The following is a 13,697-nucleotide window of genomic DNA, read 5'->3' as shown; positions in this document are numbered from 1 at the left end:
GAGAACGCGGAATCTCGAGGTTCCGGGTTTGCCGCTACGCGCCGCCCCGGAACGACGTGCAATCAAATTCCCAGTTTCTGGATCTTGTGCGTCCCGCGCGCGAGCGAGACGTGCTTGGTTTCCATGTAGAAGTCGAACGAGTAGTCGCCGCCGTCGCGGCCGATGCCGGAGGCTTTCATGCCGCCGAACGGGGTTGGCAGATGGCGGACGTTTTCCGAGTTGAGCCAGATCATGCCGGCTTCCAGTGCATCGGCGACACGGAGCGCGCGGCCCATCTCGCCGGTCCAGACATAGCCGGTCAGGCCGTATTGCACGCCGTTGGCGATCTCAATCGCGTCGGCTTCGTCCTTGAACGGGATCACCGTCAGGAACGGACCGAACACTTCTTCCTGGGCGACACGCATCTTTGCGTTCGCGCCGGTGACCAGCGTCGGCTGCACATAATGTCCGCCGCCGGGGCCGTCATGCGGCTTGCCGCCGACCGCGATCGTGGCGCCGTCCTTCTGCGCGACGTCGAAATAGCTGCAAACCTTGGCGAGATGCCGCTCGTGGATCAGAGGCCCGATCTCGGTTGCGGGATCGAGGGGATGACCGACCTTGAGCGCCTTCACGCGCGCGGTCAGCTTCTCGATGAATCTGTCGGCGATGCTCTCCTGAACCAGCAGTCGGCTCGATGAGGTGCAGCGTTCGCCGTTGAGCGAGTAGATCATGAACACGACGGCATCGAGCGCGCGGTCGAGGTCGGCATCGTCGAACACGATCACCGGGTTCTTGCCGCCGAGCTCGAAATGCACTCGCTTCAGGGTCGGCGCGCCCTGCGCCATGATTGCCGAGCCCGTCGAGCTCTCGCCGACGAAGCCGATCGCCTTGATCGCGGGGTGCTCGGTCAGCGCCTTGCCGGCGTCCTCGCCGAAGCCGTGCACGGTGTTGAAGACGCCGTCCGGCATGCCGGCCTGTTTTGCGAGTTTGACCAGCAGATCAGCGGTGACCGGCGACCATTCCGCCGGCTTGTGCACCACCGTGCAGCCCGCGGCGAGCGCCGGCGCGATCTTCCAGGTCGAGAGCATGAAGGGCGTGTTCCACGGCGTGATCACGCCGACCGGGCCGATCGGCACGCGGGTGGAGATGTTCCAGTGCTCGTCAGAGGGCGTGTTGAGGCCGTCGCGGGCCTCGGCGCATTTGTCGGCGAAGAAGCGGAAATTCTCCGCGGCGCGGATCGCGGCCTTGGCCATGAAGCGGTGCGCCTGGCCGGTGTCGATGCATTCGAGCACGGCGATGTCGTCGGCGCGCTCCTCGATCGCGTCAGCCACGCGATGCAGCAGCTTGCGCCGCTGCGCCGCCGGCATGTCGCGCCAGGTCTTGAAGGCCTTGGACGCGGCGGTCGCGGCACGGTCGATATCGTCGGCGTTGCCGCGCGCGACGGTCGCCAGCACCGTTCCGTCGATCGGCGATTTCGTCTCGAAGGTTTGACCGGAAGCGGATGGGACGACCTTGCCGTCGATCACATTCCCAATGCCTTCTGCCTTCAGCTTCGCCAACAGCGGCCCGGCGCGATCGCGGTTGGCCTGGAACACGTCGGCTGACGATTTCGCTGTCGCTTTATCCATTGACCGTCTCCACTTTCAGTGCGTCGTGGATGTTGTTGCGTTTCCAGCTGGTTTCCTTGTCGTTGATCTGCATGTCGAAAGACAGGGCGAACTTGGCTTTGGCGAAGACCGGATCAAGATGGGCCGACAGCGCCTGGAAGATGTGCTCGCCAGCCTTCTTGCGGGTGGCGAGGTCGCGGCCTTCGCCGAGCCGCAGCACCATGTCGAGGAAGCCGTAAGTCTTGCGGCCGTCGCCGATCGCGTAGTGCTCGCATCTGATGGCGCGGACGCGGATGCCGCCGAGCGGGAAGATGCCGGTCCCGACCGCGGCCTTGCGGACCAGTTCGACCGTCGCGCCCATGTCGACGAGATCGTCGAGATTGGCGGAGTATTCAATCGTGAAATGCGGCATGCAGCGCTCCTACTGATGGCGTCAGGCGAAGTAGCAGCTCACGGAACCGTAGGGTCCGTAATCGGCCTGGATGGTGTCGCCCTTGCGGGTCTCGATCGGGCGGATGAAGGAGCCGGCCAGCACGATCTGTCCGGCTTCCAGCGCCAGCCCGTTCGGGGCGATCTTGTTGGCGAGCCACGCCACCGCGGTCGCCGGATGATTCAACACGCCGGCAGCCAGACCGGTTTCCTCGAGCTGGCCGTTGCGGAAGCACAGCGCGCCGATCCAGCGCAGATCGGCTTCCAGCGGGCGGATCGGCCGGCCGCCAAGCACGATGCCGGCATTGGCGGCGTTATCGGCGATGGTGTCGAAGATCTTGCGTGTCGCCTTGGTCTCGGGATCGACGCGCTCGATCCTGGTATCCAGGATCTCCAGCGCCGGCACCACGAAGTCGGTGGCGTTGAGCACGTCGAACAGCGTGCAGTTCGGCCCTGCGAGGCGATGCTTCATCACGAAGGCGAGTTCGGCCTCGACGCGGGTTGCGATGAAGCGGTCGGTCGGCACCAGGCCGCCATCGGCAAAGAACATGTCGTCGAGCAGGATGCCGGAATCCGGCTCGTCGATATTGAGCGCGCTCTGCATCGCCTTCGAGGTCAGGCCGATCTTGTGGCCCTTGACGACGCGCCCCTGCGCCACCTTCATCCCGACCCAGGCCTTCTGAATCGCGTAGGCGTCTTCGAGGGTAATGCGGGGGTATTCCAGCGACAGCTGGCGGATTTGCTTGCGGGTCTTTTCCGCGCCGTCGAGCCGTTCGGCGGCAGCGCGGATATCGTCCTTGGAAAGGGCCATGCGTGCTACACAAAAGTGGATGTCGGGAGATGATTAACATGTTAAATGAATTTCCGCAAACTGATTCAAAGCATGCTGCAGCGCAAAAGTTCGTTGCGATGGATTGAGCGATGGCGCGAAAGAATTCGAACGACATTCGGCCAGGGCAGGGCGACGACGCATCGGCACGACGGGCCCCGATGCGCGAATTCTCGCGTTCGTTGCCGATGTCGCTGCTGCGTGCGCGCGAGGCCGTGATGCGGCAGTTCCGGCCGTCGCTGCGCAATCACGGGCTGACTGAGCAGCAATGGCGGATCCTGCGGGCGCTCACCGCGGTCGACGAAATCGAGGTCACCGAGCTCGCGCGTGTGGCGTTTCTGCTCGGCCCGAGCCTGTCGCGAATCCTGCGCGACCTCGAGGCCCGCGCATTAATCGAGCGCAAGGCGGCGGAGAACGACGGCCGGCGCGCGGTGGTCTCGATCTCGGCCAAGGGGTTGAAGCTGATCGAGGCGGTGGCGCCGACATCGGAAGCGATCTACGCCGAGATCACACGGCGGTATGGCGCGCGCAAGCTTGCGGAGCTTCACGAAATGCTGGGCACGCTGGAAGCAAGTCTCGCCGGAATGAACCCGACCGATGATGCCGTGGCCGAGGCCGACGAGTAGTACCGGGGCTTTGCGCGGCGATGCCGCTCAGGCCATATAGGGCACGCGCGAGATCACGTTGATGGCGCGGAATTGGGCAATCCAGCCGGCGACCTTGGAGTGGGACCATTCGATATGGCGGCGCAAGGTCGCGGCGGCCGCATCGCCGTCGCGGGCGCGCAAGGCCTCGATGATCACCAGATGCTCGTCCATGAAGGAATCGATCTGCGGCGCGGTCAGCGCCACCTGGATATGCTTGCCGATCACGAACGCGCAGTGGGTGCGCTTGAGCGCTTCGATCATCTCGCGATTGACGCCGTAGCCGAGGCAACGGATATGAAGATCACCCTCGATCTCATCGAGCTCGCCGACGCCGACACGGCTGCGGAATTGGATTCCCTCGCGCAGCCGCTCCGCCATCCGGTCTAGCAGCGCGGCAGGGATCTTTGCCGCAGCGGATTTGAGCAGTAGCGGCTCTAGGGTGGCGCGCACCTCGAAGATGTCGCGGAGGCGATCCTCGTCCAAGGGCACGACATACCAATGAGCCTTGGCGCCTTTCTCCAGGATTCCGATCGCCTGCGCGCGTAACAGCAGATTGCGCGCAACCGTGCGCCCGACGCGGAAGTGCCGTGCCAATGCGAGCTCGCTGACGCGGAAGCGGCCGAACAGCGAACGGTAGATGATCTCGCGTTCGAGCTTGTAATAGAGGGTGTCCCAGGCGTCGCTTCGCACCGCCTCGACCGGGCCGTCGGTCAATCCAAACATCTCCGGCGTGATCGGGACGCGCCGCGGTTCGACATTGCGCTTGCCGGCGACGACGCCGCGGCCGTCGAAGCGGCGCACCAGTCCGACGTGCTCGAGCTGTTCGAAGGCTTGCCGCACCGGCGAGCGGCTGGAGCCGAACAGGGTCGCGATCGCCGATTCGGAAAGCACCGTGCCAGGTGGCACGTTGCCAGCGCGGATGTGCTTTGCCAACGCGCTCTTGATCAGCGCGTAGGCCGGCTGCTTCCGTCTGGTCTGCGATTTCGCTCTTGGAATCGACATCGATGACTGCCCGTCGGTCACACTATCATGTGATCCCGTCATGGTCGCTGGTAGCAGGCATTTACGCACCGTTGCCAGCGAACTTTTGACTATTGCGTGCAATGTGCAATCATGTTTAGCTGTGTCAAACGCCAGATCGATGGCCGCCGTTGCGCGTCTTGTGCGCTGCAGCGGCGCTCACGTTTGTTCGCCGCGCCGATTGATGGCTGCGGATAGCGCAACGGATCGACGCGTCAGCTCGTTTCAACGCAGCCGACATGCAAGTTCGGCGCACCAAAGGGAGGATTGAATGAAACTGACGAGGCGTGAGTTTTCCGCCGGCTTGGCGGCAGGTCTCGCTGCTCCTGCGCTGATGCGCGGCGCTTGGGCGCAAGGGGCGACCATCAAGATCGGCATGTGCGTGCCGGTGACCGGGCCGGCGGCGGAGCAGGGCCTGTGGGCCCAGAACGGCGCCAAGCTGGCGCTGGCGGCGGTCAACAAGGCCGGCGGCGTGCTCGGCAAGCAGGTCGAGCTCGTCATCGAGGACGACCAGACCACCAATCCGGGCATCGTGCTGGCGTTCTCCAAGCTCGCCGCGCAATCCGACATCGTCGCGTTCCTCGGCTCGATCCGCTCGACCCAGGTGCAGGCGATGGCGCCCGACGTGATCAAGGTCGGCAAACCCGTGATGATCGGCGGCACTAATCCCGATCTCACTCATTCCGGCAATCCCTGGCTGTTCCGCTTCCGCCCCAACGACAATTATTCCGGCCGCGTGATCGCCGATTACGGCGTCAACACGCTCGGCAAGAAGAAATGGGCGATCGTCCATTCCACCGACGCCTTCGGCACCGCGGGCGGTAAGGCACTCACCGAGGCTCTGACCAAGCTCGGCGCGCCGCCGGTGCTCGACCAGGGCTATGCCAACCAGAGCCAGGACTTCACCCCGGTTGTGCTGGCTGTGAAGCAGTCCGGCGCCGACGTGCTCGGCACCTACTTCACCTTCGAGAACGATCTCGGCATCTTTGCCCGTCAGCTGCGCCAGCTCGGCGTCAACATCCCGTGGGTCGGCTCGCCCTCGGTGGTGGCGGTCTCCTCGACCAAGCTCGCCGGTCCGGCGCTGTTCGGCACCTACGGTGTCGCCGACTTCGCTGAAGATTCGAGCGACACCGCGAAGGCGTTCGGTAAGGCCTATCGCGATGCCTACAAGACCGCGCCCGACAACCAGAGCGCCTGGCCCTATGACGCGATCACCATCCTGTCGGCGGCGATCAACAAGGCAGGCTCGACCGATCCGAACAAGATCCGCGACGCCATCCTGGCGACGCAGAAGTTCGCCGGTGCCGAAGGCGAGTACAATTTTGACAAGAACGGCGACGGCCTGCACGGCTACAATGTCGTGAAGAACGACAAGGGCAAGATCGTCTACGACAAGCACATCGACTTCAACGATTGATCGGCGCTTGGCCTCGCCGCCAGGCGCGGCGAGGCCAATCTTCTGCGCACACTGTTCTGATCGAGCGCTGTCATGGATCTGGTTCTACAACTGCTGTTCACCGGAATCGGCATCGGCGCGGTCTACGCGCTGGTCGCGCTCGGTTTCGTGCTGATCTTCCGCGCCACCAACGTGGTGAACTTCGCGCAGGGCGAATTCTCGATGGTCGCCGCCTATCTGATGGTGGTCTGCGTCGAGCTGGGGCTGCCTTACTGGCTGTCCTTCGTGATCGCGCTCGCCGGCATGGCGCTGCTCGGCGTCATCTTCAATCTGGGCGTCTACTATCCGCTGCGCCACCGCACCTATCTGCCGGTCATCATCGCCACCATCGGCGCCTCGATCCTGCTCTCCAACTCTGTGCTCGCGATCTACGGTCCGCAGCCGCAGGTTCTGCAGGGCTGGTTCGACACGCCCGGTATCCAGCTCGGCCCGGTCTATCTCGACAGCCAGTATCTTCTGATCATTGGCGTCACGATCCTGCTGGTGTTGTTCAATTTCTGGTTCTTCGAGAAGACGCTGCTCGGCAAGAAGCTGCAGGCGACCTCGCAGGATAAGGAGATGGCCTCGCTGCTCGGCATTTCCGTCTCCACCATGATCATGATCACCTTCATCTATTCGGCCGTGCTGGGCGGTCTCGCCGGCATCCTGGTGGCGCCGGTGCTGTTCGTCTCGATCCAGATGGGCTCGACGATCGCGCTGAAGGCGTTTGCCGCGACCATCATCGGCGGGTTCGGCGATGTCGCCGGCGCCATCGTCGGGGGCCTCGCGCTCGGCGTCATCGAGACGTTCGGCGCCGCCTACATCTCGGTGCCATACAAGGACGGCTTTGCCTTCCTGGTGCTGATCGCGTTCCTGGTGTTCCGGCCGCAGGGTATCTTCGGCGAACGTGTCGCGGAGAAAGCATGAGCGCCAGCGACAACATGATCCAGGCGCCGGCCGTGCGCTCGAAGCCGCTGATCGTCCGGCATCTGCCGTATTTCCTCGGCGTTGCGGTGCTGGTGGCGCTCGCCGCCAGCATGCAGTTCGACGGTTACATCCTCAACATCCTGCTGCAGGCCACGACCTTCTCGATCGCGGTATTCGGATTGTCGGTCGTGCTCGGCCTGTGCGGCCAGATCAACCTGGCGCAAGCCGCATTCTTCGGCTTCGGCGCCTATGCCGTCGGCCTCGGCACCGCCGACCTGCATCTGAACTTCTGGCTCTGTTTGGTTGGCGGTTGCGTGATCACGCTGATCGCCGGCGCGTTCCTGGGGATGTCGACGCTGCGGCTCGGCGGGCATTACCTTGCGATGGTGACGATCTCGTTCCAGCAGATCGTAACGCTGGTGATGATCAACGCCATCGGGGTGACCCACGGACCGGACGGCGTCGCCAATATTCGCCGGCCCGAGCTGTTCCAGTCCTCGCAGAGCTATCTCGCCTTCTGCGTCGCGATGCTCGCCATCGTCGGCTATCTGGTCTGGCACCTGCCTGACACCAAGCTTGGCCGGGCGATGCGTGCAGTGCGCGACAACGAGCTCGCGGCCGGCGTCAACGGCATCGACGTGTTCCGCACCAAGGTCTATGCCTTCGCGGTGTGCGCGGTGCTCGGGGGCCTCGCGGGCGGCCTGTTCGCCGGCGGCTTTGCCTATGTCAGCCCGGATCAGTTCTCGTTTGCGGAATCCATTCAGTTCCTGACCATGTCGCTGCTCGGCGGCGTGGCCTCGCCGATCGGTTCGGCGATCGGCACCGGGCTCCTGATCCTGATCCCTGAATGGCTGCGTTTCCTGAAGAGCGTGCCGGGCCTCTATCTTGCGATCTACGGCCTGTCGGTGATCCTGATTATCCGCTTCATGCCTGATGGCATCTGGGGCTTCGTGTCCGATGCCTTCACGCGTTGGCGCGCGCACACTAATGCGCCGCCCGTTGCCGGAGCGCTCCAGCTCAAGCCCGCGAGCGCCGGCGGCGACATCGTGCTCGAGGTCACCGGGCTCTCGAAGCATTTCGGCGGCCTCAAGGCGGTCGACGGCGTCGATATCGCGGTGAAGCGCGGCAGCGTGCATGCGCTGATCGGACCGAACGGCTCCGGCAAGACCACGACGTTGAATGTCTTGTCCGGGCTCTACAAGGCCACATCAGGCAAGATCCTGCTGGACGGCACCGACATCACCAGCATGGCGCCGCATCAGCGCACTGCAGCGGGGCTCGGGCGCACCTTCCAGAACATCCGCCTGTTCCGCTCGATGACGGCGCTGGAGAACGTCGAGATCGGCGCCGAGCGCCCCGGCAACACCATGATCGGGAAGGGCGACGATGCGCTGACCGAGCGCGCGATGGAGGCTCTGTCCTTCGTCGGCCTCGGCAATCGCGCCAACGAGTTGATCTCGAGCTTCTCCTACGGCCACCAGCGCCTGATCGAGATCGCGCGGGCGCTGGCGTCGAACCCGACCCTGCTGCTGCTCGACGAGCCGGCCGCCGGCCTCAACTCGACCGAGAAGCTCGAACTGCATGAGCTGCTGAAGCGCATCGCGGCGCAAGGACTTACGATCCTGATCATCGATCACGACATGACGCTGGTCTCGGAAGCCGCCCAACACATCACCGTGCTGAACTTCGGACGCCGTATCGCCGATGGCGAGTCGATGGCAGTGCTGCGTCATCCCGACGTGGTCTCCGCCTATCTCGGGAGCGAATGATGCCGCTGCTCGAAATCCGCAATCTCGTGGTCCGCTACGGCGAGATCGAAGCGCTGCGCGGCGTCACCATCGCCGTGGAGCAGGGCCAGGTGGTCACGCTGCTCGGCGCCAACGGCGCCGGAAAGTCGACCACGCTGCGCGCAATCTCTGGCCTCGCCAAGCCCGCCTCCGGCGACATCCTGTTCGACGGTCATTCGATCGCGGGCCTCGGGCCAGAAGCGATCGTGCGGCTCGGCATCTCGCATGTGCCGGAAGGCCGCCGCGTGTTTCCCGGTCTCACCGTGAAAGAGAACATCATGCTCGGCGCGTCGAACCGAAAGGTCGGGGCGTCGCAGATCTCGCGCGAGGCCGATGCGATGTTCGACCTGTTCCCGGATATCCGTGCCTTCTCCAATGCGCTCGGCTGGACGCTGTCCGGCGGCCAGCTGCAGATGGTGGCGGTGGCGCGCGGGCTGATGGCCAAGCCGCGGCTGCTGCTGCTCGACGAGCCCTCGCTCGGTCTCGCGCCTGTGATCGTGCAGGCGGTGTTCCGCATCATTTCGCAGATCAGGAAGGACACCACGGTCTTGCTCGTTGAGCAAAATGCGCGCATGGGACTTTCGGTCGCCGATCACGGCTTCGTTCTCGAAACCGGGCGGATCGTGCTCGGCGGCAAGCCCGACGAATTGTGGGGCAATGAAGCCATCGCCGCTGCCTATCTCGGCGGTCACGCCAAGACCCACGCCTGACACCTCACAGTGCTGTATCGAGCGAGCTAGTTTTTCATGGTCACCATCAAGGTCGATAATCTCATCAACTTCGTGTCCGAGGTGTTCTCCCATTCGGAGTCCTCTCCGGAGGAGGCGAAGCGCATCGCGACTTACCTCACGACCGCGAACCTCACCGGCCATGACAGCCACGGCGTGATCCGCGTGCCCGTCTATGTCAGGTGGAAGAAGATGGGCTCGATCGTGCCGAATCAAACCCCCGAGGTCGTGGTCGACACGCCATCGCTCGCGGTGGTCGACGGCAAGTTCGGCTATGGCCAGACCGTCACCCCGATCGCAGTCAGGCTCGGCATCGAGAAGTGCAAGAAGGCGGGGCTCGCCGCCGTCGCACTGCGCAACTCCGGCCATCTCGGCCGCGTCGGCGACTGGGCCGAGATGGCTGCTGCCGAAGGCCTCGTTTCTATTCATTTCGTGACGGCGGCGGGCTCGCTCCTGGTCGCCCCTTATGGGGGCGTCGAGAAGCGGCTGTCGACCGCGCCGTATTGCGTCGGCATTCCGCGCCAGGGCCAGGATCCGATCGTGCTCGATTTCGCCACTTCGGTTGTCGCCGAGGGCAAGTGCCTCGTGGCAAGCCGCGGCGGCAAGAAGCTGCCGGTCGGCGCGCTGGTCGATGCCGACGGCACGCTGAGCGAGGATCCGCACGTGCTCTATGGTCCATACACGCCCGATGGGCCGCGCGACCACACCAAGGGAACCGGCGCGATCCGCGCCTTCGGCGATCACAAGGGCTCGGGCCTTGCCTTCATCTGCGAATTGCTTGGCGGCGCGCTGACCGGCACCGGCGCGACGTCGTCGGACCGCCGTTTCGCCAACGGCATGATGGCGTTCTACATCGACCCCAAGGTGATCGACACCAGCAATTTCTTCGATGGCGAAATCACCCGCTACACCGATTTCATCCGCGCTACCAAGCCGATCGCAGGCACGGAGTTCGTGCTGGTTCCGGGCGATCCCGAGCGGAAAACCCGCGCCGATCGCACCAGGAACGGCATCCCCTTGCCTGACGATACCTGGGCGGCGATAGTGAATACCGCGCGCGAGGTCGGCGTCAGCGAAGTCTCGATCCAGCGGGCGACCAGCTGAGGTCTGCCCTCCAAGAAAACCTTCAAGAAGCACAAAGGAAACGTGATCAATGGCGAACAAGGTCAAACAGGTCTGGGCATCGGGCAAGGCCGTGGTGAACGCGTGGCTCGCGATCCCCTCCGGGTTCTCGGCCGAAGTGATCGCGCAATGCGGCTTCGACAGCGTCACCGTCGACATGCAGCATGGAGTGCAGGATTATCAGTCGATGGTGCAGTGCTTCCAGGCGATGCATGCCCATCCGGTCACGCCGATGGTCCGCGTGCCCTGGAATGAACCCGGCATCATCGGCAAGGTGCTGGATGGCGGCGCCTATGGCGTGATCTGCCCGATGGTCAACACGCCGCAGGAAGCCAAGAACCTTGTCTCCTACGCAAAGTATCCGCCGAAGGGCGTACGCTCCAACGGCCCGATCCGCGCCGGCATGTACGGCTCAGCCGGCACCTACCAGCAGACCGCCAACGACGAGATCGTGCTGCTGCCGATGATGGAGACCAAGACCGCGGTCGAGAACATGGAAGCCATCCTCGATGTCGAAGGCATCGACGGTGTCTATATCGGCCCGTCCGATCTCGGCTTCTCCTATGGCTTGGTGCCGAAGCTCGATCGCGACGAGCCGGAGATCCTCAAGATCTACGAGAAGATCATCAAGGAATGCGGCAAGCGCGGCCTCAACCCGGGCATTCACTGCTCCGGCGCCGAGGGCGCGGTACGCGCGATCAACATGGGCTTCAAGCTCGTGACGCTGTCGAACGAGGTCGGCCTGATGCAGGTCTACGCGAAGATGCAGGTCAACCAGACCCGCGAGAAGTCCGGCGGCAAGGCGTAAATCTATCCTCCTCCTTTCCCCGCTCTTTGCGGGGAGAGGGTTGGGGTCAGGGCCTCCATCCGGCGAGCAGTGTTTTCGTGATCGCCTGCGTGCCTTGCCCCTCAGCCGGATCGCTGACGCGGTCCGACCTCTCCCCGTGAAGGACGGGGGAGGTGAAGAAAACACCAAGGAGAACTCCCATGGCCTCGGCACAAGTGATCCGTCTGCACGCCGACGACAGCGTCCTGATCGCGCGCGCGAGCCTGCCGCCGGGACTGGAAGTCGCCGACGGTATCACCACGGTCGACCGCATCCCCGCGGGCCACAAGGTCGCGATCAAGCCGATCGCGCAGGGCGAGCCGATCCGGCGCTACGGCCAGATCATCGGCTTTGCAACCCAGCCGATTGCGCCCGGTCAGCATGTGCATACGCAGAACTGCGGCATGGGCGATTTTGCCAAGGACTACGCCTACGGCGTCGACGTCAAGCCGGTGCCGAATTTCGATCTGCCGGCGACCTTCGAGGGCATCCGCCGCGCCGACGGCCGCGTCGCGACGCGCAACTATATCGGCATCCTCACCTCTGTGAATTGCAGCGCTCACGTCGCCGGAATCGTCGCCGACATGTTCAAGAAGAACCCGTTCACCGGCGACAACCCGTTGGCGGATTTCCCGAATGTCGACGGCGTCGTGGCGCTGACCCACAAGACCGGCTGCGGCATGACGCAGGACGAGCCGTTGGCGCTGCTTCGCCGCACGCTTGGCGGCTATGCGCGGCACGTCAATTTCTCCAACGTCATCGTGCTCGGCCTCGGCTGCGAGGTGAACCAGATCGGCGGCTTGATGCAGGAACAGAAGCTCGCCGGCCGCCTGCGTGCGATGGACATCCAGGAGGTCGGTGGCACGCGCAAGACCGTGGAAGCCGGTGTGGCCTTCGTGAAGGAAGCGCTCACCGACGCCAACAAGGTCAAGCGCGAGGCGGTGCCGGCAAGCGAGTTGACCGTGGCGCTGCAATGCGGCGGCTCGGATGGTTACTCCGGCGTATCGGCCAATCCGGCGCTTGGCGCCGCGAGCGACCTCCTGGTTCGCCACGGCGGTACGGTGATCCTCTCGGAGACGCCGGAGACCTACGGCGCCGAGCATCTGTTGACCCGCCGCGCGGTCAGCCGCGAGGTCGGCGAGAAGCTGGTCGGCCTGATGCGCTGGTGGGAGGAATACACCCAGCGCGAAGGCGCCGAGATGAACGCCAATCCGAGTCCCGGCAACAAGGCCGGCGGCCTCACCACCATCCTGGAGAAGTCGCTCGGTGCAATGGCCAAGGCCGGCAGCACCAACCTCGTCGACGTCCTCAACTACGCCGAGCCCGTCACCAAGAAGGGTTTCGTGTTCATGGACACGCCCGGCTACGACCCGGTCGCCGCCACCGGGCAGGTCGCCGGCGGCGCCAACCTCGTTTGCTTCACCACCGGCCGCGGCAGCGTATTCGGCTGCAAGCCCGCGCCGTCGATCAAGCTCGCCACCAACACGCCGATGTACAAGCGGATGCAAGACGACATGGACGTCAATTGCGGCACCATCCTCGACGGCGAGGAGAGTGTGCAGGAATGCGGCCAGCGCATCTTCGACCTGATCCTCAAGACCGCCTCGGGCCAGCCGACCAAGAGCGAGAGCTTTGACTTCGGCGGCGCCGAGTTCGCGCCCTGGGTGCTGGGCGCAACGATGTAGTGTTTGCAAAGCCCGGATGGAGCGCAGCGAAATCCGGGACGCTCTTACCGTGGAGACCCCCCGATTGCGCTACGCTCGATCCGGGCTACGGATTGAATGGAGGAAACATGCGCGTGCGGCGGTTGATTGGATGCTTCGCATTGCTGGCCGCCTTGACGCTCGGCGTCGGTTCGGCCGGTGCCACAACCATCGTGGCGCTTGGCGCGAGCAACACCTATGGCAAGGGCGTGGCGCGCAACCAGGCCTATCCCGCGCAGCTTGAAGCGATCTTGCGGACGAAGGGTTTGAGCGTCCGTGTCGTGAACGCCGGCATCAATGGCGACACCACGGAAGGAATGCTGCAGCGCCTGGACCGCGCCGTTCCGAACGGGACCCGTGCCGTGATTCTACAGCCGGGCGGCAACGATCGGCGCAAGGGCAGCCCCGACCGGACCGCGGATATTCAAAGCCGCCTCAGCGCCCGCGGCATCGCGGTGATCATGCTCTCCAACGGGATGCTGCACGGCCTCCCGCATCAGCCGGATGGTCAGCATCTGACGCCCGAGGGCTATCACATGCTCGCCGAGCAACTGGCGTCGCAGGTATCCAGCGCGATCGGCCGCTAGTCCCGTAGCCCGCCGCTTGGGCAATCGCTGCCCGTTGTTAGTGCTTGATGTCGACCGGAACCAGTGTTCTG

General features: G+C 64.3%; 13 protein-coding genes. 9 read left to right on the top strand and 4 right to left on the bottom strand.

The window, feature by feature from the left end; genetic code table 11:
* Positions 1-62 precede the first annotated feature (62 nt).
* The 3 genes from hpaE to hpaH are packed head-to-tail and all read right to left on the bottom strand — an operon-like array spanning position 63 to position 2,826.
* Positions 63-1,607 carry a 5-carboxymethyl-2-hydroxymuconate semialdehyde dehydrogenase gene (hpaE, locus tag AKN83_RS06965; protein WP_050406741.1) on the bottom strand — a complete coding sequence of 515 codons (1,545 nt, stop codon included), beginning with the start codon at positions 1,605-1,607 and terminating at the stop codon, positions 63-65.
* On the bottom strand, positions 1,600-1,998 hold the full coding sequence (locus tag AKN83_RS06960; protein WP_050406740.1) for a 5-carboxymethyl-2-hydroxymuconate Delta-isomerase: 399 nt from the start codon (positions 1,996-1,998) through the stop codon (positions 1,600-1,602). Before AKN83_RS06960 ends, hpaE begins: the two co-directional genes overlap by 8 nt.
* A 21-nt stretch (positions 1,999-2,019) precedes the next feature.
* Positions 2,020-2,826, bottom strand: a complete 807-nt coding sequence (gene hpaH, locus AKN83_RS06955; RefSeq protein WP_050406739.1) for a 2-oxo-hept-4-ene-1,7-dioate hydratase — start codon at positions 2,824-2,826, stop codon at positions 2,020-2,022.
* A gap of 110 nt (positions 2,827-2,936) precedes the next feature.
* On the opposite strand from hpaH, the gene hpaR reads away from it, so the two are divergent.
* Positions 2,937-3,470 carry a homoprotocatechuate degradation operon regulator HpaR gene (gene hpaR, locus AKN83_RS06950; protein WP_050406738.1) on the top strand — a complete coding sequence of 178 codons (534 nt, stop codon included), beginning with the start codon at positions 2,937-2,939 and terminating at the stop codon, positions 3,468-3,470.
* 27 nt (positions 3,471-3,497) lie between these two features.
* On the opposite strand, the gene AKN83_RS06945 is transcribed toward hpaR, so the two are convergent.
* Positions 3,498-4,493: a GntR family transcriptional regulator gene (locus tag AKN83_RS06945; RefSeq protein ID WP_050406737.1), complete on the bottom strand. Its 996-nt coding sequence runs from the start codon at positions 4,491-4,493 to the stop codon at positions 3,498-3,500.
* Positions 4,494-4,782: 289 nt separating this feature from the next.
* On the opposite strand from AKN83_RS06945, the gene AKN83_RS06940 reads away from it, so the two are divergent.
* The 8 genes from AKN83_RS06940 to AKN83_RS06905 all read left to right on the top strand — a co-directional run bounded on the left by AKN83_RS06940 (position 4,783) and on the right by AKN83_RS06905 (position 13,626).
* Positions 4,783-5,928, top strand: a complete 1,146-nt coding sequence (locus AKN83_RS06940; protein ID WP_050406736.1) for an ABC transporter substrate-binding protein — start codon at positions 4,783-4,785, stop codon at positions 5,926-5,928.
* A gap of 72 nt (positions 5,929-6,000) precedes the next feature.
* Positions 6,001-6,873, top strand: a complete 873-nt coding sequence (locus AKN83_RS06935; RefSeq protein ID WP_050406735.1) for a branched-chain amino acid ABC transporter permease — start codon at positions 6,001-6,003, stop codon at positions 6,871-6,873.
* Positions 6,870-8,642, top strand: a complete 1,773-nt coding sequence (locus tag AKN83_RS06930; protein WP_050406734.1) for a branched-chain amino acid ABC transporter ATP-binding protein/permease — start codon at positions 6,870-6,872, stop codon at positions 8,640-8,642. The genes AKN83_RS06935 and AKN83_RS06930 overlap by 4 nt, the downstream gene beginning before the upstream one ends.
* Positions 8,642-9,370, top strand: coding sequence for an ABC transporter ATP-binding protein (locus AKN83_RS06925; RefSeq protein ID WP_050406791.1), 729 nt, complete (start codon positions 8,642-8,644; stop codon positions 9,368-9,370). Before AKN83_RS06930 ends, AKN83_RS06925 begins: the two co-directional genes overlap by 1 nt.
* Positions 9,371-9,406: 36 nt before the next feature.
* Positions 9,407-10,492 carry a malate/lactate/ureidoglycolate dehydrogenase gene (locus tag AKN83_RS06920; RefSeq protein WP_050406733.1) on the top strand — a complete coding sequence of 362 codons (1,086 nt, stop codon included), beginning with the start codon at positions 9,407-9,409 and terminating at the stop codon, positions 10,490-10,492.
* 49 nt (positions 10,493-10,541) lie between these two features.
* A complete protein-coding gene (locus AKN83_RS06915; RefSeq protein ID WP_050406732.1) occupies positions 10,542-11,318 on the top strand; it encodes an HpcH/HpaI aldolase family protein in 777 nt (258 codons plus the stop codon).
* A 179-nt stretch (positions 11,319-11,497) separates the two neighbouring features.
* Complete coding sequence (locus tag AKN83_RS06910; RefSeq protein WP_050406731.1) at positions 11,498-13,021, top strand: UxaA family hydrolase; 1,524 nt, start codon at positions 11,498-11,500, stop codon at positions 13,019-13,021.
* Between the two features lie 107 nt (positions 13,022-13,128).
* Positions 13,129-13,626, top strand: a complete 498-nt coding sequence (locus tag AKN83_RS06905; RefSeq protein ID WP_244521914.1) for a GDSL-type esterase/lipase family protein — start codon at positions 13,129-13,131, stop codon at positions 13,624-13,626.
* The last annotated feature ends 71 nt before the right edge of the window (positions 13,627-13,697 follow it).

It is taken from the genome of Bradyrhizobium embrapense, assembly GCF_001189235.2.
Taxonomy (GTDB): domain Bacteria; phylum Pseudomonadota; class Alphaproteobacteria; order Rhizobiales; family Xanthobacteraceae; genus Bradyrhizobium; species Bradyrhizobium embrapense.
The sequence above is the reverse complement of the archived record's forward strand: the minus strand, read 5'-3'. Positions and strand labels throughout refer to the sequence as shown.

Coding starts and splice junctions, on each gene's coding strand:
- AKN83_RS06935 (WP_050406735.1), top strand. CDS start 6,001: ATGGATCTGGTTCTACAACTGCTGTTCACCGGAATCGGCATCGGCGCG.
- hpaR (WP_050406738.1), top strand. CDS start 2,937: ATGGCGCGAAAGAATTCGAACGACATTCGGCCAGGGCAGGGCGACGAC.
- AKN83_RS06915 (WP_050406732.1), top strand. CDS start 10,542: ATGGCGAACAAGGTCAAACAGGTCTGGGCATCGGGCAAGGCCGTGGTG.
- AKN83_RS06910 (WP_050406731.1), top strand. CDS start 11,498: ATGGCCTCGGCACAAGTGATCCGTCTGCACGCCGACGACAGCGTCCTG.
- AKN83_RS06945 (WP_050406737.1), bottom strand. CDS start 4,493: ATGTCGATTCCAAGAGCGAAATCGCAGACCAGACGGAAGCAGCCGGCC.
- AKN83_RS06925 (WP_050406791.1), top strand. CDS start 8,642: ATGCCGCTGCTCGAAATCCGCAATCTCGTGGTCCGCTACGGCGAGATC.
- hpaE (WP_050406741.1), bottom strand. CDS start 1,607: ATGGATAAAGCGACAGCGAAATCGTCAGCCGACGTGTTCCAGGCCAAC.
- AKN83_RS06920 (WP_050406733.1), top strand. CDS start 9,407: ATGGTCACCATCAAGGTCGATAATCTCATCAACTTCGTGTCCGAGGTG.
- AKN83_RS06940 (WP_050406736.1), top strand. CDS start 4,783: ATGAAACTGACGAGGCGTGAGTTTTCCGCCGGCTTGGCGGCAGGTCTC.
- AKN83_RS06930 (WP_050406734.1), top strand. CDS start 6,870: ATGAGCGCCAGCGACAACATGATCCAGGCGCCGGCCGTGCGCTCGAAG.
- AKN83_RS06960 (WP_050406740.1), bottom strand. CDS start 1,998: ATGCCGCATTTCACGATTGAATACTCCGCCAATCTCGACGATCTCGTC.
- hpaH (WP_050406739.1), bottom strand. CDS start 2,826: ATGGCCCTTTCCAAGGACGATATCCGCGCTGCCGCCGAACGGCTCGAC.
- AKN83_RS06905 (WP_244521914.1), top strand. CDS start 13,129: ATGCGCGTGCGGCGGTTGATTGGATGCTTCGCATTGCTGGCCGCCTTG.